Below are 22,037 nucleotides of genomic sequence, written 5' to 3'. Positions count from 1 at the left end.
ACTTCATTCGCGCCGGGGCGCGCGCCTGAGGGGGGCGGTACGGGGATGGATGCGGGGGAGGGCCCGCACTGGGCTCGGAGGGAACGGTCCGCCGTGAGGGTGCGGCAGACCCGAGCAGCCCTCCCCACGCATCCGGATCGGGGGCCCCGTGGGCCGGGGGCGGCTTACCGGCGGGCGTACTCACGGAATCCGCGGCCGGTCTTGCGGCCCAGGCAACCCGCCGCCACCAGGTGCTCCAGCAGCGGGGAGGGGGCCAGGCCGGGCTCGCGGAACTCCTTGTGGAGCACCTTCTCGATGGCCAGGGAGACGTCCAGGCCGACCACGTCGAGCAGCTCGAACGGCCCCATCGGGTAGCCGCCGCCCAGCTTCATCGCCGCGTCGATGTCGTCGAGCGTGGCGTAGTGCTGCTCCACCATCTTGATCGCGTTGTTCAGGTACGGGAAGAGCAGCGCGTTCACGATGAAGCCGGCCCGGTCACCGCAGTCGACGGGGTGCTTGCGCACCTTCGTGCAGACCGCGCGGACCGTGGCGTGCACGTCGTCCGAGGTCAGGACGGTCCGGACCACCTCGACGAGCTTCATCGCCGGCGCCGGGTTGAAGAAGTGCATGCCGATCACGTCCTGCGGGCGCGAGGTCGCGCGGGCGCATGCGATCACCGGCAGCGAGGAGGTCGTGGTGGCGAGCACCGCGCCCGGCTTGCAGACCTTGTCCAGGGTCGCGAACAGCTCCTGCTTGACCGCCAGGTCCTCGGCGACGGCCTCCACGGCCAGGTCGACCTCGGCGAACGCCTCCAGCGACCCGGCCGGGGTGATCCGCGCCAGCGTCTCGGCCGCGGCCTCCTCGGTCAGCCGGCCCTTCGACACCGCGCGGCCCAGCGACTTCCCGATGGCGGCCTTCGCCGCCTCGGCCTTCTCCGGGCTGCGGGCGGCCAGCACCACCGCGTAGCCGGCCTGCGCGAAGACCTGGGCGATGCCGCTCGCCATGGTGCCCGAGCCGGCCACGCCGACCGAGGAGACCGGGCGGCCCTCGCCGAGCCGGCCCCCCTCCAGCGGGGTCTGCGCGTCACGGACGATCTCGGAGCTGCCCGGCTCCGCGTACGTGTAGAAGCCGCGCCCGGACTTCTGCCCGGTCAGCCCGGCCTCGGCCAGGTGGCCCAGGATCGGGGCCGGGGCGTGCAGCCGGTCGCCGGAGGAGGCGTACATGGCGTCGAGGACGGTCCGCGCGGTGTCCACGCCGATCAGGTCGAGCAGGGCGAGCGGGCCCATGGGCAGACCGCAGCCGAGCCGCATCGCCGCGTCGATGTCCTCGCGGGAGGCGTACTTCGACTCGTACATCGCGGCGGCCTGGTTGAGGTAGCCGAAGAGCAGGCCGTCCGCGACGAACCCGGGGCGGTCGCCGACCGCGACCGGCTCCTTGCCCAGGTCGCGGGCGAGGGCGGTGACGGCCTCCACGGCCGGCGGGGCGGTCAGGACGCTGGAGACCACCTCGACGAGCTTCATCGCGGGCGCCGGGTTGAAGAAGTGCAGCCCGAGGACGCGCTCGGGACGCAGCGACTCGGCGGCGAGCCGGGTCACCGACAGGGCGTTGGTGCCGGTGGCGAGGATCGCGTCGGGGCGGACGATCGCGTCCAGCTCGGTGAAGACCCGGTGCTTGAGCTCGTAGTCCTCGGGGACGACCTCGATGACGAGGTCGGCGCCGGCGGCGGCCTCCAGCTCGGTGTAGGTCCGCAGCCGGGCGAGGACGCCTTCGCGCTCCTCCTCGGTGAGGCGGCCGCGGGCCACCGAGCGGGCCGTGGCGGCCGCGAGGGAGGCGGTGGCCCGGCTGGTGGCGCCCTCGCTGCTGTCGATGCCGATGACCTCGCGGCCGGCCCGGGCGAGGACCTCGGCGATGCCGGTGCCCATCGTGCCGAGGCCGACGACGGCGACGGTCTGGAGGGTGGACTGACTGGACGTGGACGGAAGGTCCATCGCGGGACTCCAGTGGATGAGGGTGACGACTGGGGGCGGCGCGCGGCGCACGACGCGCGGCCGGAAGAACGGGAAAACGGGAGACGTCCGCACAGGGCGCCGTGATCGGGCGGGGCGGAGCGGAGAGCGGCGGACCCTGTCCCGGGGCCACGCCGTGCGTGAGCGCAGTGCGCGGACGGCTGGCGGCCGCGTGCTGCGAGTGGTACCTGGCGGTACGGGTGGTGCGAGCGGTACCTGGGTACCGGACCGACTGCACGAGGCGGCTGCGTCACCAGGCCGGCCCCGTACGTGTTGCAGTGAGACTAACTCGTCGGTAACTCCTTGGCCAGAGCCCGGAGGAGACGGCGGGTGTGACGTACGCCGCCCGCCGGAGCGCCCGTTCGCGCGACAGGTCCACCGGCACGCCGGTGGGGACGGTTCGGCCGGCGCGGCGTCAGACCCCCTCTGCTGCCCCGGCCGTGGGAGGGGAGCCCGTACGGGAGAACGCGCCCCGGGCCGGCCCGGCAGCCCCTAGGGTGGGCCGCGTGAGCGACGGACAGCACGGTCGGGACGTACTGGAACGCCTGCGGGCCGAAGCGGACGGCGCCCCCCGCTACCGGGAGCTGCTCGACGCGGACCCGGACGCGCTCGCGGCCTCGCTGCTGTCGGCCGGGCTGCCGCTGTGGGCCCGGGAACTGGCCGCGTACCGGCTGGGGCTGGCGGGCGACCGCCGCGCCTTTGAGCCGCTGGTCCTGCTGCTCAACCACCGCGACCCGGCGCGCTGCGAGGCCGCCGCCGAGGCGCTGGCCGCGCTCGGCGACCCGCGCACCGCCCGCGCGGCCGCCGCGCTGGCCACCAACGAGCTGCGCACCGCGTACGCCCTCCAGCCCGTCCGGCTCCTCGTGGCGCTCCGCGCGCCCGAATCCGCCCCGGCCCTGATCCGCACCCTGTCCCGGCGGCTCGTGCCGCACGACCCGTACTGGCGGGTGGCCCTGGCCTGCGTGGAGGGCCTGGGCGCACTGTCCGACCCGAACGCCCGCGAGGTCCTCACCCGCGCCCAGGCGCATCCCCGCCTGGCGGTGGCCGCCACCCGGGCCCTGCGCGCGCTGCTCTGACGGCGGCCGGGCGGGCCGGCCGCCGATGCCGGGCCGACTGCCGACGGCCCGGCGGCCGTCAGGGCCGGGCCGGCTCCGGGACGACGGCGAACGCCTCCACCTCCATGAGGAGGTCCGGGTGGACCAGGGCCGCGACCTGCACCGCCGAGGAGGCCGGCAGGCGGTCCGGGGCGATCACCGCGTCGCGGGCCGCCCGCAGGGCCGGGAGGTGGGCCATGTCCGTGACGAAGTAGGTCAGCTTCACGACGTCGTCGAAGCCGGCCCCGGCGGCGGCCAGGCACCGGCGCAGGTTCTCGAAGACCTGTCGGGCCTGCGCCGCGGGGTCGCCGGCCCCGACGACGCCGCCCTGCCCGTCGAACGCGCACTGGCCGGACACGGCGACGAACGTCCCGGTCCCCAGGACCACGTGGGCGTAGCCGGTGCCGGGGGCGACGCCCTCCGGCGTCGCGATACGGGTGAGGTGGTGGTCGGTCATGGTGGACGATCATGCCGGCAGCGGCGGGCCTCCGGCCAGCCCGCCCGCCCCGGCCGCCGGACGGGTCAGCTGCGGAAGCCGAGCAGCCCGTGCAGGGCCGCGCCGCCCGCCGAGGGCACCGCCGCCCGGCCGGCGGACGTCGGCTTCGGCTCGGGCTGGGCCGGGCAGGTCGCGTCCGCCGCCTTGCCCGTGCGCAGGTAGGCCGACACCTTCTCGTCCAGGCAGGTGTTGCCGCTCAGCGAGACCCCGTGGTTCCCGCCGCCCTCCTCCACCACCAGCGCCGCGCCCTTCAGCTTGTCCCGCATGGTCAGCGCACCGCCGAACGGCGTCGCCGCGTCCTGCGTGGCCTGGAGCAGCAGCGCCGGCGGCAGGTCGGCGTTGGTCACGTCCGGCGCGCCGAGCGGCTCCGTCTTCCAGAACGCGCACGGCGCGTTGTACCAGGCGTTGTTCCAGGTCATGAAGGGCGCCTGGGCGTGCGTCCGCCACATGTCGCCCCGCCAGGTGTTCCAGTCCTTCGGCCAGGCCGAGTCCCGGCACTGCACCGCCGTGTACACGCTGTACCCGTTGCCCGCCGAGGGCTCCACCGCCCCGAACCGTTCGTACGCGGCCACCAGCGGCTTGGCGTTCCCGTCCACGGTGTACGCCGAGAAGGCCTCGGCCAGGTTCGGCCAGTAGCCGTTGTAGTAGCCGCCCGGCATGTACGTGTCCTCCAGCTCCGCCGGCCCCACCTTGCCGCCCGCCGGCTCCTCGCGCAGCGCCGCGCGCATGGCGTACCAGCGCTGCTCGACCGCGGCCGGGTCGGTGCCCAGCCGGTACTCGGCGTCGTGCTCGGCCACCCAGGCGAGGAACGCCTTGTGGCGGGCGTCGAAGGCGCGGTCCTGCGCGAGGTTGTCGTCGTACCAGACGCCGCCCGGGTCGACGACCGAGTCCAGGACCATGCGGTGCACCCGGCCCGGGTGCAGCTTGGCGTACACCGCGCCCAGGTAGGTGCCGTACGAGTAGCCGAAGTAGCTGAGCTTCGGCGCGGCCAGCGCGGTGCGGATCGCCTCCATGTCGCGGGCGGTGGAGACGGTGTCGATGTACGGGAGCACGTCCGCGTGCTTGGCCTGGCAGGCCTCGGCGAAGGCCCGGGCCCGGTCCAGGTTGGCCTGCTCGGTCTGCCGGGTGTACGGCACGGAGTCGGGGCGCACGGGGTTGAAGTGGCCGGTCGCGCAGTCGAGGGCGGGCTCGCTCTTGCCGACCCCGCGCGGGTCAAAGCCGATCACGTCGTACTCGGCGGCCACGTCCTTCGGCAGGGCGGAGGCGATGTACGGGGCCAGGCCCCGGCCGCTGCCGCCGGGGCCGCCGGGGTTGACCAGGAGCGGGCCCTGGCTCTTGGCGGCGGTGTGCGGGACGCGCGTGAGGGCCAGGGTGATCTGCCGACCGGTCGGGCGGGCGTGGTCGAGGGGGACCTTGAGGGAGGCGCACTGCAGCGTCGGGTAGCGGCTGGTGGCGCAGCCGGTCCAGCGCAGCGCGGCCGCCGGAGCGGACGCGGCGGCGCGCGTGGTGGCGGCGGCCGCGGGGGCCGGCGCGGCCCCGAGCTGGCCGGCCACCGCGGCGGTGGTGGCGGTGGCGATCGACAGCAGGACGGCGGCGCGCTTCTTCGAAGGACGGGTCATGGGGCCTCCCAGCCGAGGGTTCTGGGCGGAATCGTCCCGGAAACACGGCCCGGAAGGCGGGATTGGGCCCCCGATTGGCCCGATGGGATGAGGTGGGGTTGACGGCTGCTCAGCTGCCACCGGAGCTCACAGCAGGGTGAGCTGCGCGGGACCGGCGTCCGCGGGCCCGGCCGGACGCTCCGGTATGACGATCTTCCGGGCCGAGCCCCGCCGGGCCGGGCCGATGCCGAATTCCGCCGCGAGCTCGTGGACTTGGCGGGTGATCCGGCGCTGGTACCAGGTGGGCGCGTACGCCCCGCCCGCGTACATCCGCGCGTACCGCCCGACCAGGTGCGGGTGGTGCCGGCCCAGCCAGGCGGTGAACCACTCGCGCGCCCCCGGCCGCAGATGGAGTACCAGGGGTGTCACGGAGGTCGCGCCGGACGCGGCGACGGCGGCGACGGTGGCCCGCAGCTGCTCGGCGGAGTCCGAGAGGAAGGGGATCACCGGCGCCATCAGCACGCCGCACTCGATCCCGGCGTCGGTGAGGGTGCGGACGGCCCCGAGCCGGGCGGCGGGGGAGGGGGTCCCGGGCTCGACGGTCCGCCACAGGTCGGGATCGGTGAACCCGACGGACACGCAGACGCCGACCTCGGTCACCTCGGCGGCCTGCCGGAGCAGGGGCAGGTCGCGCAGGATCAGCGTGCCCTTGGTGAGGACGGAGAAGGGGTTGGCCCGGTCGCGCAGGGCTTCGATGATCCCCGGCATCAGCCCGTAGCGGCCCTCGGCGCGCTGGTAGCAGTCGACGTTGGTGCCCATGGCGATGTGCGCGCCGGCCCAGCGGCGCGAGGCGAGCTCGCGGCGCAGCAGCTCGGGGGCGTTGGTCTTGACGACGATCTGCGAGTCGAAGCCGAGGCCGGTGTCGAGGTCGAGGTAGGCGTGCGTCTTGCGGGCGAAGCAGTACACGCAGGCGTGGCTGCACCCGCGGTACGGGTTCACGGTCCACTCGAACGGCATCCGCGAGGCGCCGGGCACCCGGTTGACGAGCGAGCGGGCGCGGACCTCGTGGAACGTGATCCCGCGGAACTCGGGGGCGTCGAAGGTGCGGGTGGTGACGGAGTCGGCACCGAACAGCGCGAGGGGGCCCGCGGGCCCGGCGGCCCCGTCCGTGCGGCCTCCCTCGTCCCCGGTCAGGTTGTCCCAGCGCATGGCACGCCTCCCTCGGTCGTTCCCGGCCCCGAGAATAGAACAAACGTTCCCATGATCGTGCGCGGGCGGGCTCCGGTCACCCCCGCGAGGTCCGGGCCCGGACCTCGCGGAATCCCCCCTGCCGTCGGCGTCCATCGCCTTCGATGGCCCGGTGGAGGGGTCACGCGAGGGGGCGGGGGTACGGGGATGAGCGTGACGGAATCCGGACCGGAGGACACCGGCGGCCGGCGGTCGGGGCGCCGGCCGGGAGAGGTGGCGGCGGTCGTCTCGGCGGCGACCACCGTCGCCGGGCTGCTGCTGGCCGTCTTCGGCCTGCCCGGATCGGTGGTCTCCTCCGGGGCCGGGCCCCCCGCCCCGGGGACCCCCGCCCAGCCCGCGCCCGGCGCCACCGCCCCGTCGGTCCCGGGCCGGCCCACGACGCCGGCGCCCGCACCCCCGGGGCCCACCCCCGGAACGTCCGCCCCCGACGCGCCCGGCACCGGACCGGGCAGCCCGGCACCGGGCGGCACCCCGGCACCCGCGGAGCCCGCACCCCTGCCGGCCGACTGGCACCGCTTCACCGAGCCGGGCCTCGGCCTCTCCGGCGCGGTGCCCGACGGCTGGCAGTCCGAGGCCTCCGACGACCTGCGCCGCAACTGGAAGTCCCCCGACGGCGCACACGTCCTCGGCTACAAGCGCGACAGCTACCACGGCACCACCGGATGGAGGGCTTCCAGGTGCAGCGCACCCGCACCGCCCACGACGGCAGGGACGCCGTCGTCCTCACCCTCGACTACCACTGGCGCGGCCAGAGCGCGCCCCGCAGACGGGTCGAGCTGTTCGTCGCCGGCGCCGCGGGGCAGGTCTACCAGCTGTTCGTCGACAGCGGGGCGGCCTCCGGCGGGCCCGCCGAACAGACCCGGCTGTTCGACACCGCACGCGCCCAGCTCCGCACGGACGTCCGGTGACCCCGGGGCCCGATTTTGGGCCGCCGCCCCCGAAGTGGTTGGCTTGCCGCCGACGAGGCAACACAACCGCTGGAGGAACAGCTATGGCGCAGGTCGAGGCCACCACGGAGCGCATCATCGCCGCGGACGCGGACACCGTGTTCGACGCGCTGGCGGACTACACCGGTACCCGGGGCAAGCTGCTGCCCGAGCACTTCAGCGAGTACGAGGTGCGCGAGGGCGGCGACGGCGAGGGCACCCTCGTCCACTGGAAGCTCCAGGCCACCAGCAAGCGCGTGCGCGACTGCCTGCTGGAGGTCACCGAGCCCACCGACGGCCAGCTCGTGGAGAAGGACCGCAACTCCTCCATGGTCACCACCTGGATCGTCACCCCGGCCGGCGAGGGCAAGGCCAAGGCCGTCGTCACCACCGTCTGGAACGGCGCCGGCGGCATCGGCGGCTTCTTCGAACGCACCTTCGCCCCCAAGGGCCTCGGCCGGATCTACGACGCCGTCCTGGAGAACCTGGCCCGCGAAGTCGAGTCCTGAGCCCCGCCGTTGCCGGTGGGGCCGGGGTACGGCCTCACCGGTTCGGGTGGATTCCGTGCGCCGCCGGTCCGGTGGCGCACGGGCGCGCCCGTCGGGCCGCGGAGGGCCCGGAAAGCTAGGGTGGAGACCCGCGTGGACGGGGTCGTACGCGTTCGTCCGCGCCGCCCGCCGCGCCGTGCGCGCACCCGACCTCCGGGGGCCCGATGAAGATCCTCATCTCCGCCGACATGGAAGGCGCCACCGGCGTCACCTGGCCCGCCGACGTCCTGCCCGGCACCCCCGAGTGGGAGCGCTGCCGCCCGATGTTCACCTCCGACGTGAACGCGGCCGTGCTCGGCTTCCTCGACGGCGGCGCCGACCGGGTCCTCATCAACGAGGCCCACTGGACCATGCGGAACCTGCTCCTCGAACAACTCGACGAGCGGGCCGAAATGATCACCGGTCGGCACAAGACCCTGTCCATGGTCGAGGGCGTCCAGCACGGCGACGTCGACGGGGTCGCCTTCATCGGCTACCACACCGGCGCCGGAACCGAGGGCGTCCTCGCCCACACCTACCTCCCCAACACCATCACCGGGGTCTGGCTGAACGGCGTCCGCGCGAGCGAGGGCCTGCTCAACGCCCACGTCGTCGCCGAGTACGGGGTCCCGGTCGTCCTCGTCACCGGGGACGACCTGACCTGCCGGGACGCCGCCGTCTACGCCCCGGACGCGGTCACCGTCGCCGTCAAGGACCACGTCTCCCGCTACGCCGCCGTCTGCCGCACCCCCGCCCGCACCGCCGCCGACATCCGGGCCGCCGCCAAGCAGGCCGCCGCCCTCGCGGTGCGCCGGGATCCCGTGCCCGGCGGCCCGTACACGGTGGAGCTGGAGTTCGACGCCGAGCACCTGGCGGCGTACGCCACCCTCGTCCCGGGCGTCGAGCGCAGCGCGGAGCGCCGGGTCGCGTACACCAGTGATGCGATGTACGAGGGGATCCGGACGTTCAAGACGGTCACGACGGTCGTCTCCTCGGCCGTGGAGGAGCACTATGGCTGACATGTCCGTAGCCACGCCCCCGCACCGGGCCGACGGGTCCCCGGTCGACCGGGCGGCCCTCGACGAGGTCGTCGACTTCACCTCCCGGCTCATCCGCATCGACACCACCAACCGCGGCGGCGGCGACTGCCGCGAGCGCCCCGCCGCCGAGTACGCCGCCGAGCTGCTGGCCTCCGCCGGGCTGGAGCCCGTACTCCTCGAACGCACCCCCGGCCGCACCAACGTGGTGGCCCGGATCGCCGGAACCGACCCCTCGGCCGAGGCCCTCCTCGTCCACGGCCACCTGGACGTGGTCCCGGCCGAGGCCTCCGACTGGAGCGTCGACCCCTTCTCCGGGGAGGTCCGCGACGGCGTCGTCTGGGGGCGCGGCGCCGTCGACATGAAGAACATGGACGCGATGGTGCTGGCCGTCGTCCGGGCCTGGGCGCGGGCCGGCGCGGCCCCCCGCCGGGACATCGTGATCGCCTTCACCGCCGACGAGGAGGACAGCGCGGCCGACGGCTCGGGTTTCCTCGCCGACCACCACCGCGACCTCTTCGAGGGCTGTACGGAAGGGCTCAGTGAAGCCGGCGCCTTCACCGTGCACACCGGTCCCCGGCAGCCCCTCTACCCCATCGCCGCCGGCGAACGCGGCACCGCATGGCTGAAGTTGACCGCCCGCGGCACCACCGGGCACGGCTCCAAGCCCCACCCGGCCAACGCCGTCACCCGGCTCGCCGCCGCCGTCGCCCGCATCGGCGAGCACCGGTGGCCGGTCCGCCTCACCGGCACCGTCGCCGCCTGCATCGCCGAACTCGCCGCCCTGCAGGGCCTGTCGGTCGACCCGCGCAACGGCCGCACCGACCTCGACGAGCTCCTGGCCAAGCTCGGCCCCGCCGCCGCCCTCGTCGAGGCGACCCTGCGCAACAGCGCCAACCCGACGATGCTGAGCGCGGGCTACAAGCTCAACGTCGTCCCGGGCACCGCCACCGCGTACGTGGACGGCCGGATCCTGCCCGGCGGCGAGGAGGAGTTCCTCGCCACCCTCGACGAGCTGACCGGACCCGACGTCACCTGGGAGTTCCACCACCGCGAGGTGGCCCTCGAAGCCCCCGTCGACGGGCGGACCTTCGCCGTGCTGCGCGAGTCCGTGGAGCGCTTCGACCCGGCCGGGCGGGTCGTGCCGTTCTGCATGGCCGGCGGCACCGACGCCAAGCAGTTCTCCCGCATCGGGATCACCGGCTACGGCTTCTCCCCGCTCAAACTGCCCCCCGGCTTCGACTACTGGTCCCTCTTCCACGGCGTGGACGAGCGGGTCCCCGTCGACGCCCTGCACTTCGGCGTCCACGTCCTCGACCACGCGCTGCGGACGCTGTGATGGCGAGCCGGTGAAGGCCTCCCGACCCGACCCGGCGGCCGGCGCCGCAGCCCCGGTCCCGGTCGCGGCCGCGCAGGAACCGTACGGGAGCTGGCCCTCGCCCCTCGACGCCGGGCTCGCCGCCTCCCTCGACGGCCGGCCCGAGTACGTCGGCACCGTCGGCCCCGAGGTGTGGTGGACCGAGCCCCGCCCCGCCGAGGGCGGCCGCCGCACCCTGGTGCGCCGGCCCGCCGGCGGCCCCCCGGCCGAGGCCCTGCCCGCCCCGTGGAACGTCCGCAGCCGGGTCACCGAGTACGGCGGCCGCCCCTGGGCGGGCACCGATCGGCCCGCCGGCGGCCCCCTGGTGGTCTTCGTCCACTTCGCCGACCAGCGGATGTACGCGTACGAGCCGGACGCCCCCGGCGGCCCCGCCCCGCGCCCGCTCACCCCGCTCTCCCCGGTCGGCGGCGGGCTGCGCTGGGCCGACCCGGTGCTGCGCGGCGCCGAGGTGTGGTGCGTCCTGGAGGAGTTCACCGGGCCGGGGCCGACCGACGTCCGCCGGGTGCTGGCCGCCGTACCGGTGGACGGGTCGGCCGCCGGCGACCGCTCCCGGGTGCGGGAGCTCACCGACGACCGGCACCGGTTCACCACCGGGCCCCGGCCGTCCCCCGACGGGCGGTACGCGGCCTGGCTGGTGTGGGACCACCCGCGGATGCCCTGGGACGGCACCGAGCTGCGGCTCGCGGCCGTCGCCGCCGACGGCGCCCTGACCGGCGCCCGCACCGTCCTCGGCGGGCCCGAGGAGGCCGTGGCCCAGGTCGAGTGGGGCACCGACGGCAGCCTCCTCGCGGTCAGCGACCGCAGCGGCTGGTGGAACACGTACCGGGTCGACCCGGACAGCGGCGCGGCCGTCAACCTGTGCCCGCGGGAGGAGGAGTTCGGCGGCCCGCTGTGGAAGCCCGGCCTGAGCTGGCTGGCCCCGCTGCCCGACGGGCTCGTCGCCGTCCTGCACGGGCAGGGCTCCTCCGTCCTCGGCGTCCTCGACCCGGAGAGCGGCGACCTGGTGGACGCCGCCGGCCCCTGGACCGCCTGGCAGCCCACCCTCGCCGCCCACGGCCACCGGGTCTACGGGGTCGCGGCCAGCCCGCGCAGCGCCTACGAGGTGGTGGAGCTCGACGCCGAGAGCGGGCACGCCCGCGTGGTCGGCGCCGCCGGCGTCGACCCGGTCGACCCCGCCCACTACCCCGAACCCCAGACCCGTACCTTCCTCGGCCCCGACGACCGGGAGATCCACGCCCACGTCTACCCGCCGCACCATCCGGCGCGCCGGGCCCCCGCCGACGAACTGCCCCCGTACGTCATCTGGGCGCACGGCGGCCCCACCGACCACGTGCCGCCCGTACTGGACCTGCACATCGCGTACTTCACCTCCCGCGGCATCGGCGTCGCCGAGGTCAACTACGGGGGCTCCACCGGCTACGGGCGCGCCTACCGGGAGCGGCTGCGCGAACAGTGGGGCGTGGTCGACGTCGAGGACTGCGCGGCAGTGGCCCGCGCCCTGGCCGCCGAGGGCACCGCCGACCCGGACCGGCTCGCCATCCGCGGCGGCAGCGCCGGCGGCTGGACGGCCGCGGCCTCCCTCGCCGCGACCGACCTGTACGCGTGCGCCGCCATCCGCTACCCCGTCCTGGACCTCCGGGGCTTCGCCGAGGAGACCCACGACCTGGAGTCCCGCTACGTCGAAGCCCTGGCCGGGCCGCCGCAGACCCTCGCCGTACGCGACCGCGAGCGGTCCCCGGTGGCCCTCGCCGACCGGATCACCGCACCGTTCCTGCTGCTCCAGGGCCTGGAGGACCCGGTCTGCCCGCCCGCCCAGGCGGAGCGGCTGCTCGCCGCCCTGCGCGGGCGGGGCGTTCCGTACGCGTACCTGGCCTTCGAGGGCGAGGGGCACGGCTTCCGTCGCTCCGACACCATGGTCCGCGCCCTGGAGGCGGAACTCGCCCTGTACGCCCGGGTGTTCGGCATCGAACGGACCGACGTGCCACCGCTCCGCCTGGACACCAGCTGACGGGCCCGGCCCGGGCCCGGCCGCCGCACGGCCGGGCGGTGCTCGCGCAGGGCGGTGCCGGTCGTAGGCCGGTGCTCGGCGCAGGGCGGTACCGGTCGTAGCCCGGTGCTCGGCGCCGGTCGGCGCTCAGGCCGTGTGCAGCCAGACGCGGAGCGGGCCCAGCGGGGTGAAGCCGTGCCGGAGGGCCGTGCGCAGGTCCTCCCCGTGCTCGTACCCCACGACCGGCAGCCCCGGCCACAGCTCCGCGGTCCCGGCGAGGGCGCCCGCCCAGGCCTCGTCGTCCCCGACCCCGTCGGCGGCGAACACGTTCGACACCCCGACCACGCCGGCGGCCGCGTTCGCGACGGCCCCGGCCAGGATCCGCCCGTCCGCGTCCCGCCCGGCGAGGAAGGCGATGTCCCCGGTCAGCAGCGCCGGGTGGAACAGCCCCGAGCCGCCCTCCCCGTCCCAGGCGGCCTCCCACCGCTCGAGCTCCGCGACGTCCCCGACCCGCGACCACGACAGCGCCGGCGCCGGCGCCGGCGTCCGGTCCGGCGCGGCCGCGGCCGCCGGGCGGTGGATCCACTGCGCCTCGAAGAGCACCTCGAAGCCCTGCGGGGCCAGGTCCAGCACGGCGAAGCTGTCCTTGACCGAGCAGCCGGGGGAGTCCGTGTCCAGGGCCGCGACCAGGGCGGCCGCCTGGAGGTCCCGGCTCAGGGTCACCGCGTCGGGGTAGTAGGGCGGGGTGCGGCGCGCACTGGTCCAGGCGTCCGCGCAGAACGCACCGCCGGCACTGACCGCCGCGCACCAGGCCGCGTTGTTGCGGGCGGCGGCGCGCAGGAGTTCTTCGGTGTTCGGAATGGTGATCACCGCGGGATGATCACACACGATCTAGCCTGGCACGATGCGAATTTCCACCTACGTCGCCGAGGGGGAGCGCGTCGGGCTGCGCCCCTTCCGGCCCGCGGACGGCCCCGAGTTCACCGCCCGGGTGCGCGAGAGCCGGGACCTGCACCAGCCCTGGCTGTTCCCGCCCGCCACCCTCGAGGAGTACGAGCCGTACGCGGCCCGGCTGGCCGAGGGCGACGGCCGCGCCGGATTCCTCGTCTGCGAGCTCGCCACCAGCGCCATCGCCGGATTCGTCAACGTCAACAACATCGTCCGCGGGGCCTTCCTGTGCGGCGCCCTCGGATACGGCGCCTTCGCGCACGCCGCCGGGCGCGGGCTCCTCGGCGAGGCGCTCGGCCTCGTCGTCGGCCACGCCTTCGCCGACGAGCCGTCCGGTCTGGGCCTGCACCGCCTGGAAGCCAACATCCAGCCCGGCAACGCCGCCTCCATCGCCCTCGTCCGGGGCCGAGGCTTCCGGCTGGAGGGGCTGTCGCCCGACTTCCTCTTCGTGGCCGGGGCCTGGCGCGACCACGAACGCTGGGCGATCACCGCCGAGATGACCCCGCCCGGCGCGGCCGGCACTCCTGCGCCCCTTCACCGCCATGGCGCAGGATGAGGAGATGCGAAACCTGGTACTCCTCGACGCCCCCTCCAACCTGGGGCTGCGCCCGCCCGTGCCCGGCACCGTGCCCGGCGTGTACAAGCTCGCCGGAGCCCTGCGCGAGCAGGGCCTGCTGGCCCGGCTCGGCGCCCGCGAGGGCGGGGTCGTCGTACCGCCCCGCTACGACCGCGGCGCCTGGCGGGAGGGCGACGGGGTGTTCCACGCCGCGCCGCTGGCCGCGTACACCGTCACCCTCGCCGACCGCATCGAGAAGCACCTGCGGGCCGGGGAGTTCCCCGTCGTGCTCGGCGGGGACTGCTCGATCCAGCTCGGCGCCTCCCTGGCCCTGCGCCGCCTCGGCCGCTACGGGCTCGCCGCGATCGACGGCTCAGCGGACTTCCGCCACCCCGGCAACGAGGCCGTCAACGGTCCGGTCGGGGCCGCCGGCGGGGAGGAGCTCGCCCTGGCCACCGGCCGCGGCCAGGCCGACCTCGCCGACCTGGAGGGCCTCGGCCCCTACCTGCGGGACGAGGACGTACGCCTCTTCGGGCTGCGCGACGGCGACGCGGACCTGTCCGAGCTGCGGGCCGCGGGCATCCGCACCGCCACCGTCGGCGCGATCCGCGCCCGCGGCGCCGAGGCCGTCGCCCGGGCCGCGCTGGACGGGCTGCACCCGCCGGTCACCGAGGGCTTCTGGGTGCACCTGGACGCCGACGTCCTCGACCCCGAGGTGATGCCCGCCGTCGACAGCCCCGACCCCGGCGGGCTCCTCCCCGGCGAACTGGCCGCGCTGCTGCGGGTGCTGGTGCGCTCCCCGCGGTGCGTCGGCCTCAACGTCACCATCTACGACCCGGACCTCGACCCCGACGCGCGGGCCGGCGCGCTGCTCGCCGACCTCGTCGCCGGTGCCTTCGAGTGACGGCCCGGGCCACGGCTTTGCGTAATCCTGACCGGTGGTGATCCGCGGAACCCCTGTGCACCGGCCGCCGTGGCGTGTTCCATTTCCTCCATGGCCACCACCGTCCGCCGTGCCGTACTGACCCTGCCCGCCGCCCCGTTGGGCCCCGAGAACCCGCTGCCCGCGCTCGGCGCGCCCGCCGGGGTCCACGTCCTGGACGAGCGCGCCCGGGCCGGTCTGCCGCGCGACATGGCCCGGCAGACCGGCTACGCGCCCCTGCGCTCGCTGCTGCCCGTCCGCATCCTCGACGGGTACGGACGGCAGCGCCGGGAGCGGGAGTTCGAGGCGATCGTCCTGGAGAACGCCCACCTGCGCGCCACCGTCCTGCCCGGCCTCGGCGGCCGCGTCCACTCCCTCGTCCACCTGCCCACGGGCCGCGAACTGCTCTACCGCAACCCGGTGTTCCAGCCCGCGAACTTCGCCCTCAACGGGGCCTGGTTCTCCGGCGGCATCGAATGGAACATCGGCGCCACCGGCCACACCACCCTCTCCTGCGCCCCGCTGCACGCGGCGACCGTACCCGCGCCGGACGGCGGGGTGATGCTCCGGTTGTGGGAATGGGAGCGGCTGCGCGACCTGCCGTTCCAGGTGGACCTGTGGCTGCCGGACGACTCCGCGTTCCTGTACGCCGCCGTCCGCATCCGCAACCCGCACGAGCGGCCCGCACCCGTCTACTGGTGGTCCAACACCGCCGTCCCCGAGGACCACGGCACCCGCGTCCTCGCCCCGGCCGACGAAGCCTGGTGCCACGGGTACGAGCGCGCCCTGCGCCGCGTCCCGGTCCCGGAATGGCAGGGCGCCGACCGCACGTACCCGCTGCGCAGCGAGTACGCGGCGGACTTCTTCTACGAGGTGGACGCCGCCGGCGGCGCCGGGACCCGCCCCTGGATCGCCGCCCTCGACGCCTCGGGCAGCGGCCTCGCCCAGACCTCCACCGCCGTGCTGCGCGGCCGCAAGCTCTTCGTGTGGGGCGCCGGAGCCGGCGGCCGGCGCTGGCAGGACTGGCTGACCGAGCCGGGCAGCGGCGGCTACGCCGAGATCCAGGCCGGGCTCGCCCGCACCCAGCTGGAACACGTACGCCTGGAGGCCGGGGCGGAGCTGAGCTGGCTGGAGGCGTACGGGCCGCTGGCCGCGGACCCGGCGGCCGTGCACGGCCCCGACTGGGCGGCGGCCCGCACCGAGGCGGGCCGGGCCCTGGACGCGGCCCTGCCCCGGGAACGGGTCGAGGAGGCGTACGCGGCCTGGCGCGACACGGCCGACGCCGAGCCGGGGGAGCGGCTGGCCCGAGGCTCGGGCTGGGGAGCCCTGGAGGTCCTGTGCGGCGGCCACAAGCTCCCCGGCACCCCCTTCGCGGAAGCCGACCTGGGCGAGGAGCAGCAGCCCTGGCTGGAGCTGTGGCGCAGCGGGGCCTTCCCCGCCCCGGACCGCGCGGCGCCCCCGGCGCCCCCGGGGCCCAGCCTCGTCGCCCCGCACTGGCGGGACACCCTGGAGACCGCCCCCGCCGACCCGCTGACCGAGTACCACCTGGGCGTGGCCCAGTGGCACGCGGGCGACGTGGCCCAGGCCGTCCGCAGCTGGGAGCGGGGCCTCCCCCGGGCCGCCTCGCGCTGGCCACTGCTGCGCTGCCTGGCGGCCGCCGACACCCTGTCCGGCGATCCCGTGCGCGGGGCCCGCCGTTACGCGGAGGCCTTCGCCGACCTGGCCCGGGAGAGCCGCGGCGACGCCGCCTGGGAGGCCGCCGAGTCCGCCCTCGGCCGGGAGGCGATGACCGCCCTGCTGGAGACGGGCCGCCCGGCCGAGGCCCGCTCGGTGTGGGACCGGCTGAGCCCCGCCCTGCGCGAACAGCCCCGCTTCCGCCTGCTGGCGGCGCTGCTGCTGGCGGCGGAGGGCCACATGGCCGCGGCCCGCCGCGTCTTCGAGGACGGCTTCGAACTCCCGGACCTGAGGGAGGGCGACGAGATCCTGGCGGAGGTCTGGTCCCGCATCACCGACCGCCCCCTCCCCCCGGCGTACAACTTCCGCATGCGCCCGCCGGGCTGACCGGTCGACGACGGCCCCCGCCGACGGCGCCCGGCGTCCCCGCCGCACCTCCGCCCGCAAGCCGCGCCGCGCCGCCCGCCCTTGGGTGGCGGGCCGCGGCGGGGGCGAGGAGAGTGGCTTGGAGGGGAGCACGCCCACGGCAGGAGGCGGTGAGACCCATGCCGGAGACGCTGCTCGAACAGCACGCCGCCGCGCTCAGGCTCTTCGGGGAACACGTGCGCGCCGTCGAGGACGACCAGTGGGGCGCCCCGACCCCGTGCACGGAATGGACCGTACGCGACCTCGTCAACCACGTCACCGGCGAGCAACTGTGGATCCCGCCGCTGGTCACCGACGGCAGCACCGTCGCCGAGATCGGCGACCGGTTCGCCGGCGACGTCCTCGGCGACGACCCGGTCGCCGCCTGGGAGCGGGCCGCCGGGGCCGCGCACGCCGCGTTCGCCGCGCCCGGCGCGCTGGAGCGCACCGTCACGCTGTCGTACGGGCCCACGAAGGGGACGGCCTACTGCTCGGAGCTGACCGCGGACTGCGTCGTGCACACCTGGGACCTGGCGCGGGCCATCGGCGCCGACGACCGGCTGCCCGACGGGCTCGTCGAGTTCTCCCTGAAGGAGGTCATGCCGTACGCGGACGGGCTCGCCGCCAGCGGCATGTTCGCGGCGCCGCTGGAGGTCCCGCCGGGTGCCGACGCCCAGACCAGGCTGCTGGCCCTGGTCGGTAGGAAGGGCTGACAGAACGGGCGCAAACCGGCGGAAAATCGTATAAAGGGCATGGTCGGTCTCAAGGGCATGGTCGGTCGGTCTGCGGAGCGGTACCGGCGCGTCAGGACGAGCCGGGGAAGGCAGGGCCAGGTGGAGGGGATGCGGCGCACGGCGGAGGGCCGGGGCCCGGTCCGGTTCGGGCCGCTCCCGCCCCCGCCCGGCCTGCCCGTGCCGCCGGAGCTGACCGCCGTGCTCGCCGCGGCCGCCGAGCGCTCCGCCCCCGAGCCCCCGGGCGGCGGCGCACCCGTGCACGAGGCCGCCTGCCGGCACTGGGAGCGCCGCGGCCTCGCCGTCGATCCGGAACACGTGGCCGCCGCGCCCGGCGGGCCCGCGCTGCTGCTCGCGCTGGTCGGCGCGTTCGGGGGCGACGTACTGCTGCCCCGGCCGTGCCCGGCCTGGTGGACCCCGCAGGTCCGGCTGCTGGGGCGGCGGGCGTACCACGTGCCGACGCCGGCCGAGTGCGGGGGCGTGCCCGACCCGTACGCCCTGCTCGAAACCGTGCGCCGGGTGCGGGCCGAGGGCGGCGACCCGCGGGTGCTGGTGCTGTCCGTCGCCGACGACCCGACCGCGACCGTGCCGCCGCCCGAGCTGCTGCTCGAAGCCTGCGAGGCCGCCGTCACCGCCGACCTCTTCGTCATCAGCGACGAGAGCTGGCGCGACACCGTGCACCGGCCGCACGACACCCTCGTCCTCAGCCCCGCCGAGATGCTGCCCGACCGGGCCGCCGTCCTCCTCGACCTGTCCGGGGCCCTGCTGCCCGCCGGCTGGCCCGCCGCCGTCGCCCGCTTCCCCGGCACCCCGCAGGGCACCTGGCTGCGGGCCCGCACCCTCGACGTCCTCGCCGCCACCGGCGCCCTGGTCGCCGCCCCCGTCGCCGCGGCCGCGGCCCACGCCCTCCGCGAACCCGCCGCCGTCGCCGAACGCGCCCGCGCGGCCGCCGCCCTGCACGGGACCGTCGCCGCCGCCGTCCACCGCCGTCTGCTCGCCGCCGGAGCCCTGGCCCGACCGCCGCAGGCCGGGCGGCACGTGTACGCCGACCTGACACCGCTGCGGTCGGGACTCGCCCGCCACGGCGTGAGCGACGCCATGGAGCTGGAGGACTGGCTCGGTGCCCGGCTCGGCGCCCCCACCCCCGGCGGCCAACGCTTCGCCGACGAGCTCGGCGAACTGCGGGTCCGCCTGTCCACCGGCCCGCTGCTCGGCGCCGACCCGCAGGAGCGGCTCGCCGCGCTCACCGCCCCCGACCCCCTCGAACTCCCGCACATACGCGCCTGCCTGGACCAGCTCGATTCGGTCCTGGCCGGGCTGGCCGGCTGACCGTGTCCCACGCCCACCGACACGACGAGCGGAGACTTCTCGATGAGGGACCACCCCCGCGCCGCCGCCCCGCCCCCCACCGCGTCGGCCGCTCCACCTCCTGCGCCGCCGGCCGCCCCGCCCCCCGCCCCTTCGGGCCCGACCGCGCAGGTGCCCGTCTCGCCGGCGGCCGGCGTCACGGCTCCCGCCGGGACGGGGGCGGCCGCGCGGCGCGGGGTCGGCGGGTTGCGGCCCGTGGGGGAGCGGCGGAGGTGGCCGCGGTCGTTCGCCGATCGGCTGACCACTCCGCTGCCCGGGCTGCGCGCCTACGCCCGGCTCGCCCGTGAAGGCGTCTTCCGGCCCGGCCCCGAGGGCCTGCGCGGCATCCCCGACCTGCCCTACGCGCCGGGCCCGCTGCCCGACCTCGCCCCCGGCACCGCCTGCGTCACCTGGGCGGGACACGCCAGCTGGGTGGTGCGGACCGGTGGGCTGACCATCCTCACCGACCCCGTCTGGTCCCGCCGGATCCTCGCCACCCCGCCCCGGATGACCCCCGCCGGGATCCGCTGGGAGGACCTGCCGCCCGTCGACGCGGTGGTGATCAGCCACAACCACTACGACCACCTCGACGCCCCCACCCTCCGGCGGCTGCCCCGGCACACGCCCCTCTTCGTCCCGGCCGGCCTCGGCCGCTGGTGCCGGCGCCGCGGCTTCACCCGCGTCACCGAGCTCGACTGGTGGGAGGCCGCGGAACTGCGCGGCGTGCGCTTGGACTTCGTCCCCGCCCACCACTGGTCGAAGCGGTCCCCCCTCGACACCTGCCGCACCCTGTGGGGTGGCTGGATCCTCACCGACACCCGGTCCGCGACCCCGCGCACGGTGTACTTCGCCGGCGACACCGGGTACGGCCACTGGTTCGCCGAGATCGGCCGCCGCCACCCCGGCATCGACCTGGCCCTGCTGCCGATCGGCGCCTACGCCCCCCGCTGGTGGCTGTGCGACGTCCACACCGACCCCGAGGAGGCCGTGCAGGCCTGCCGCGACGTCGGGGCCCGCCGGATGGCGCCGATGCACTGGGGCACGTTCGTCCTGTCCGCCGAGCCGGTCATGGAGCCCCTGCACCGCGCCCGCGCCGCCTGGGCCCGCGCCGGCCTGGACCGCGGCGACCTCTGGGACCTGCCCGTAGGGGCGTCCCGCGCCTGGTGACCACCCGCTACCTCGCCCCCCGCGGCCGCGCCCGCAGTCGCCGCCATCCCGCCGGCGCCGCGCTCACCAGCAGGGCCAGCGCGACCGCCGCCACCACGCCCTGCCACGGCTCCGTGAACAGCGCCCCGCCCAGGATCCCGATCAGCCCGTACGTCGCCGCCCACGCCACGCACGCCGGCAGGTCGCCCCGCGCGAACCGTCCCAGCGGCAGGTGCGCCAGGAGGCAGGCCACCATCACCGGGATGCGTCCCGCGGGTACCAGCCGGGACAGTACGAGCACCAGCACCCCGTGCTCGTCCAGCCGCCGCCGGGCCTGCTCCAGCCGCTCCGGCGCGGCCCGTGCGCGCAGCGCCTCCACCCACCGGGAGCCGCCGGGGGACCGCACCCCGCGCTGCCCGATCCAGTACAGGGCGACGTCCCCGGTGAACGCCGCCGCCGCGGCCACCGCGAACACCGCCAGCACCCCCACCGGCGGCTGCTGCTGATGGAACGCCACCACCGCCGCCGAACTCACCAGCGCCCCCGTCGGCACCACCGGCACCAGCGCTCCCAGGGCCACCAGCACGAACAGCGCCGGGTAGCCGACCGCCTGCTGCGTGGTCTCCGGCGGCACCCGCCCGACCGCCGTCACCGCCGCCGTCGTCACCGTCGCCGTTGCCGCCGCGAGCCCGGGCCCCGTCACGGCAGCCGCACCCGATCCCCGTGGCCCGGCACCCGGACCGCCACCTTCGGCGCCAGCCGCCCGGCGTGCCGCAGGAACTCCTCGCCCGGCGCATGGAACTCGTGCGGGCGCACCGCGTCCAGCCCGATCGGCCAGTACGTCCCGTAGTGCACCGGCACCGCCGCGGCCGGCGCCAGCGAGGCCAGCGCCCGGGCCGCCCGGCCCGCGTCCAGGTGCCCCGGCCCCAGGTACGGGCCCCAGCCACCCACCGGCAGCAGCGCCACGTCCACCGGCCCCACCTCCTCGGCCATCGACGCGAACAGCCCCGTGTCCCCGGCGAAGTACGTCCGCCGGGTGCCCTGCACCACGTACCCGAGCGCCGGTGCCAGGTGCGGCCCGAACGGCAGCCGCCGCCCGTCGTGCCGCGCGCTGACGGCCCGTACCGTCACCCCGGGGCCCACGCCCACCTCGTCCCCCGGGAGCACCTCCGTCACCGTCAGGGACCGCACCGCGGCCAGCCGCGCGAGCCCCGGCAGGGCCTGCCGCGCCCCGCGCGGCACGACCAGCCGGGTCCCCGGCGCCAGCCGGGCCAACGAGGGCAGGTGCAGGTGGTCGGCGTGCAGGTGCGACACCACTGCCACGTCGGCCCGGGCAGCCTCCGGGGGCGGCAGCGCCCCCCTCCGCCGGCGCAGGTGCGCCAGCCGCCGGGCGAACAGCGGGTCCGTCAGCACCCGCACCCCGGAATCCTCGACCGTGCAGGCGGCATGCCCCCACCAGGTGATCTCCACCGGCATCCGGCACCCCCGTCCCGTCGCGGCCCGGCACCGCACGAGCCGCACCCATGAGCCTAGATGCTGCCCGGCACCGGCGCCGGCAACCGAAAGCGTCCGCACCCCTCCTCCCGGGCCCCGGATCGGAGTAGGGTCGGGCGGCATGGATGAGCTGCGCGTGGCCGCGATCGCCAGCCTGGCCCCGCTCGAGGATCTGGACACCGACCCCTTCGCCGTGGACACCCGGAGCCAGCGCGCCATGTGCGACCGCTGGGCCGCCGACCAGGGCTACGTCGTCACCAGGGAGCTGCTCGTCTACGGGCTGCGCCCCGACCACTGCGCGTTGTGGTGCGACGTGGACGCCGGGCAGGTCGACCTGTTCGTCGCCCCCAACCACCGCGTGCTCGCCCGGGCGCTGCGCTCCGTCGAGGAGTTCGTCGCGGAGTGCCGGCGGCGCGGGGTGCGGCTGGAGACCTCGGGGCTCGACGAGCCGCAGTACACCGCGGCGATGAAGGCCGAGGTGCACCGCCGGCTCTCCATGCCGACGGCCGGATACGACGGCACCTGACCGGCCGGGCCG

The 22,037-nt window shown here is 76.2% G+C and carries 20 protein-coding genes; 13 read left to right on the top strand and 7 right to left on the bottom strand.

Annotation, left to right across the window (positions count from 1 at the left end):
- Positions 1-164 precede the first annotated feature (164 nt).
- Positions 165-1,967: a 3-hydroxyacyl-CoA dehydrogenase family protein gene (locus ACZ4VL_RS09935; protein ID WP_468197916.1), complete on the bottom strand. Its 1,803-nt coding sequence runs from the start codon at positions 1,965-1,967 to the stop codon at positions 165-167.
- A 524-nt stretch (positions 1,968-2,491) separates the two neighbouring features.
- On the opposite strand from ACZ4VL_RS09935, the gene ACZ4VL_RS09930 reads away from it, so the two are divergent.
- Entirely contained in the window at positions 2,492-3,061 is a 570-nt protein-coding gene (locus ACZ4VL_RS09930; RefSeq protein WP_468197913.1) for a HEAT repeat domain-containing protein, read from the top strand.
- A 58-nt stretch (positions 3,062-3,119) separates the two neighbouring features.
- Here ACZ4VL_RS09930 and ACZ4VL_RS09925 read toward each other — a convergent pair whose 3' ends face one another.
- From ACZ4VL_RS09925 to ACZ4VL_RS09915, 3 genes are all read right to left on the bottom strand, one after another.
- The gene (locus ACZ4VL_RS09925; RefSeq protein WP_468197910.1) at positions 3,120-3,536 is read right to left on the bottom strand and encodes a RidA family protein; all 417 of its coding nucleotides are present in this window, start codon (positions 3,534-3,536) and stop codon (positions 3,120-3,122) included.
- Positions 3,537-3,601: 65 nt separating this feature from the next.
- Complete coding sequence (locus ACZ4VL_RS09920; RefSeq protein WP_468197908.1) at positions 3,602-5,194, bottom strand: alpha/beta hydrolase; 1,593 nt, start codon at positions 5,192-5,194, stop codon at positions 3,602-3,604.
- A 126-nt stretch (positions 5,195-5,320) separates the two neighbouring features.
- Positions 5,321-6,382, bottom strand: a complete 1,062-nt coding sequence (locus ACZ4VL_RS09915; RefSeq protein ID WP_468197906.1) for an Rv2578c family radical SAM protein — start codon at positions 6,380-6,382, stop codon at positions 5,321-5,323.
- 716 nt (positions 6,383-7,098) lie between these two features.
- Here ACZ4VL_RS09915 and ACZ4VL_RS09910 point away from each other — a divergent pair.
- From ACZ4VL_RS09910 to ACZ4VL_RS09890, 5 genes are all read left to right on the top strand, one after another.
- A complete protein-coding gene (locus ACZ4VL_RS09910; protein ID WP_468197904.1) occupies positions 7,099-7,329 on the top strand; it encodes a hypothetical protein in 231 nt (76 codons plus the stop codon).
- Between the two features lie 83 nt (positions 7,330-7,412).
- Positions 7,413-7,856: an SRPBCC family protein gene (locus ACZ4VL_RS09905; protein WP_468197901.1), complete on the top strand. Its 444-nt coding sequence runs from the start codon at positions 7,413-7,415 to the stop codon at positions 7,854-7,856.
- Between the two features lie 203 nt (positions 7,857-8,059).
- A complete protein-coding gene (locus ACZ4VL_RS09900; protein WP_468197899.1) occupies positions 8,060-8,893 on the top strand; it encodes a M55 family metallopeptidase in 834 nt (277 codons plus the stop codon).
- A 1-nt stretch (position 8,894) separates the two neighbouring features.
- Positions 8,895-10,250, top strand: a complete 1,356-nt coding sequence (locus tag ACZ4VL_RS09895; protein WP_468197896.1) for a M20/M25/M40 family metallo-hydrolase — start codon at positions 8,895-8,897, stop codon at positions 10,248-10,250.
- A 10-nt stretch (positions 10,251-10,260) separates the two neighbouring features.
- Positions 10,261-12,297 (top strand): S9 family peptidase, encoded by a 2,037-nt coding sequence (locus ACZ4VL_RS09890; RefSeq protein WP_468197894.1) that lies wholly within the window; start codon positions 10,261-10,263, stop codon positions 12,295-12,297.
- 126 nt (positions 12,298-12,423) lie between these two features.
- On the opposite strand, the gene ACZ4VL_RS09885 is transcribed toward ACZ4VL_RS09890, so the two are convergent.
- Positions 12,424-13,143, bottom strand: a complete 720-nt coding sequence (locus tag ACZ4VL_RS09885) for a hypothetical protein (protein WP_468197952.1) — start codon at positions 13,141-13,143, stop codon at positions 12,424-12,426.
- Between the two features lie 37 nt (positions 13,144-13,180).
- Here ACZ4VL_RS09885 and ACZ4VL_RS09880 point away from each other — a divergent pair, with 37 nt between their 5' ends.
- From ACZ4VL_RS09880 to ACZ4VL_RS09855, 6 genes are all read left to right on the top strand, one after another.
- Complete coding sequence (locus tag ACZ4VL_RS09880) at positions 13,181-13,780, top strand: GNAT family N-acetyltransferase (protein ID WP_468197892.1); 600 nt, start codon at positions 13,181-13,183, stop codon at positions 13,778-13,780.
- 4 nt (positions 13,781-13,784) lie between these two features.
- A complete protein-coding gene (locus ACZ4VL_RS09875; protein WP_468197890.1) occupies positions 13,785-14,684 on the top strand; it encodes an arginase family protein in 900 nt (299 codons plus the stop codon).
- A 90-nt stretch (positions 14,685-14,774) separates the two neighbouring features.
- Positions 14,775-16,763: a DUF5107 domain-containing protein gene (locus ACZ4VL_RS09870; RefSeq protein WP_468197887.1), complete on the top strand. Its 1,989-nt coding sequence runs from the start codon at positions 14,775-14,777 to the stop codon at positions 16,761-16,763.
- A gap of 158 nt (positions 16,764-16,921) precedes the next feature.
- On the top strand, positions 16,922-17,494 hold the full coding sequence (locus tag ACZ4VL_RS09865; protein WP_468197885.1) for a TIGR03086 family metal-binding protein: 573 nt from the start codon (positions 16,922-16,924) through the stop codon (positions 17,492-17,494).
- Positions 17,495-17,623: 129 nt separating this feature from the next.
- Entirely contained in the window at positions 17,624-18,841 is a 1,218-nt protein-coding gene (locus ACZ4VL_RS09860) for an aminotransferase class I/II-fold pyridoxal phosphate-dependent enzyme (RefSeq protein WP_468197883.1), read from the top strand.
- Positions 18,842-18,883: 42 nt separating this feature from the next.
- Positions 18,884-20,026 (top strand): MBL fold metallo-hydrolase, encoded by a 1,143-nt coding sequence (locus ACZ4VL_RS09855; RefSeq protein WP_468197881.1) that lies wholly within the window; start codon positions 18,884-18,886, stop codon positions 20,024-20,026.
- Positions 20,027-20,033: 7 nt separating this feature from the next.
- On the opposite strand, the gene ACZ4VL_RS09850 is transcribed toward ACZ4VL_RS09855, so the two are convergent.
- Together ACZ4VL_RS09850 and ACZ4VL_RS09845 are read right to left on the bottom strand one after the other, a co-directional pair.
- A complete protein-coding gene (locus ACZ4VL_RS09850; RefSeq protein WP_468197950.1) occupies positions 20,034-20,657 on the bottom strand; it encodes a DedA family protein in 624 nt (207 codons plus the stop codon).
- A 47-nt stretch (positions 20,658-20,704) separates the two neighbouring features.
- On the bottom strand, positions 20,705-21,481 hold the full coding sequence (locus tag ACZ4VL_RS09845; protein WP_468197879.1) for an MBL fold metallo-hydrolase: 777 nt from the start codon (positions 21,479-21,481) through the stop codon (positions 20,705-20,707).
- Between the two features lie 139 nt (positions 21,482-21,620).
- Here ACZ4VL_RS09845 and ACZ4VL_RS09840 point away from each other — a divergent pair, with 139 nt between their 5' ends.
- Complete coding sequence (locus ACZ4VL_RS09840) at positions 21,621-22,025, top strand: recombinase family protein (protein WP_468197876.1); 405 nt, start codon at positions 21,621-21,623, stop codon at positions 22,023-22,025.
- The last annotated feature ends 12 nt before the right edge of the window (positions 22,026-22,037 follow it).

This window comes from Streptomyces sp. NPDC029014 (genome assembly GCF_055564695.1).
Note: the sequence above shows the minus strand (reverse complement) of the source record. Positions and strands in the feature narration are given on the sequence as shown.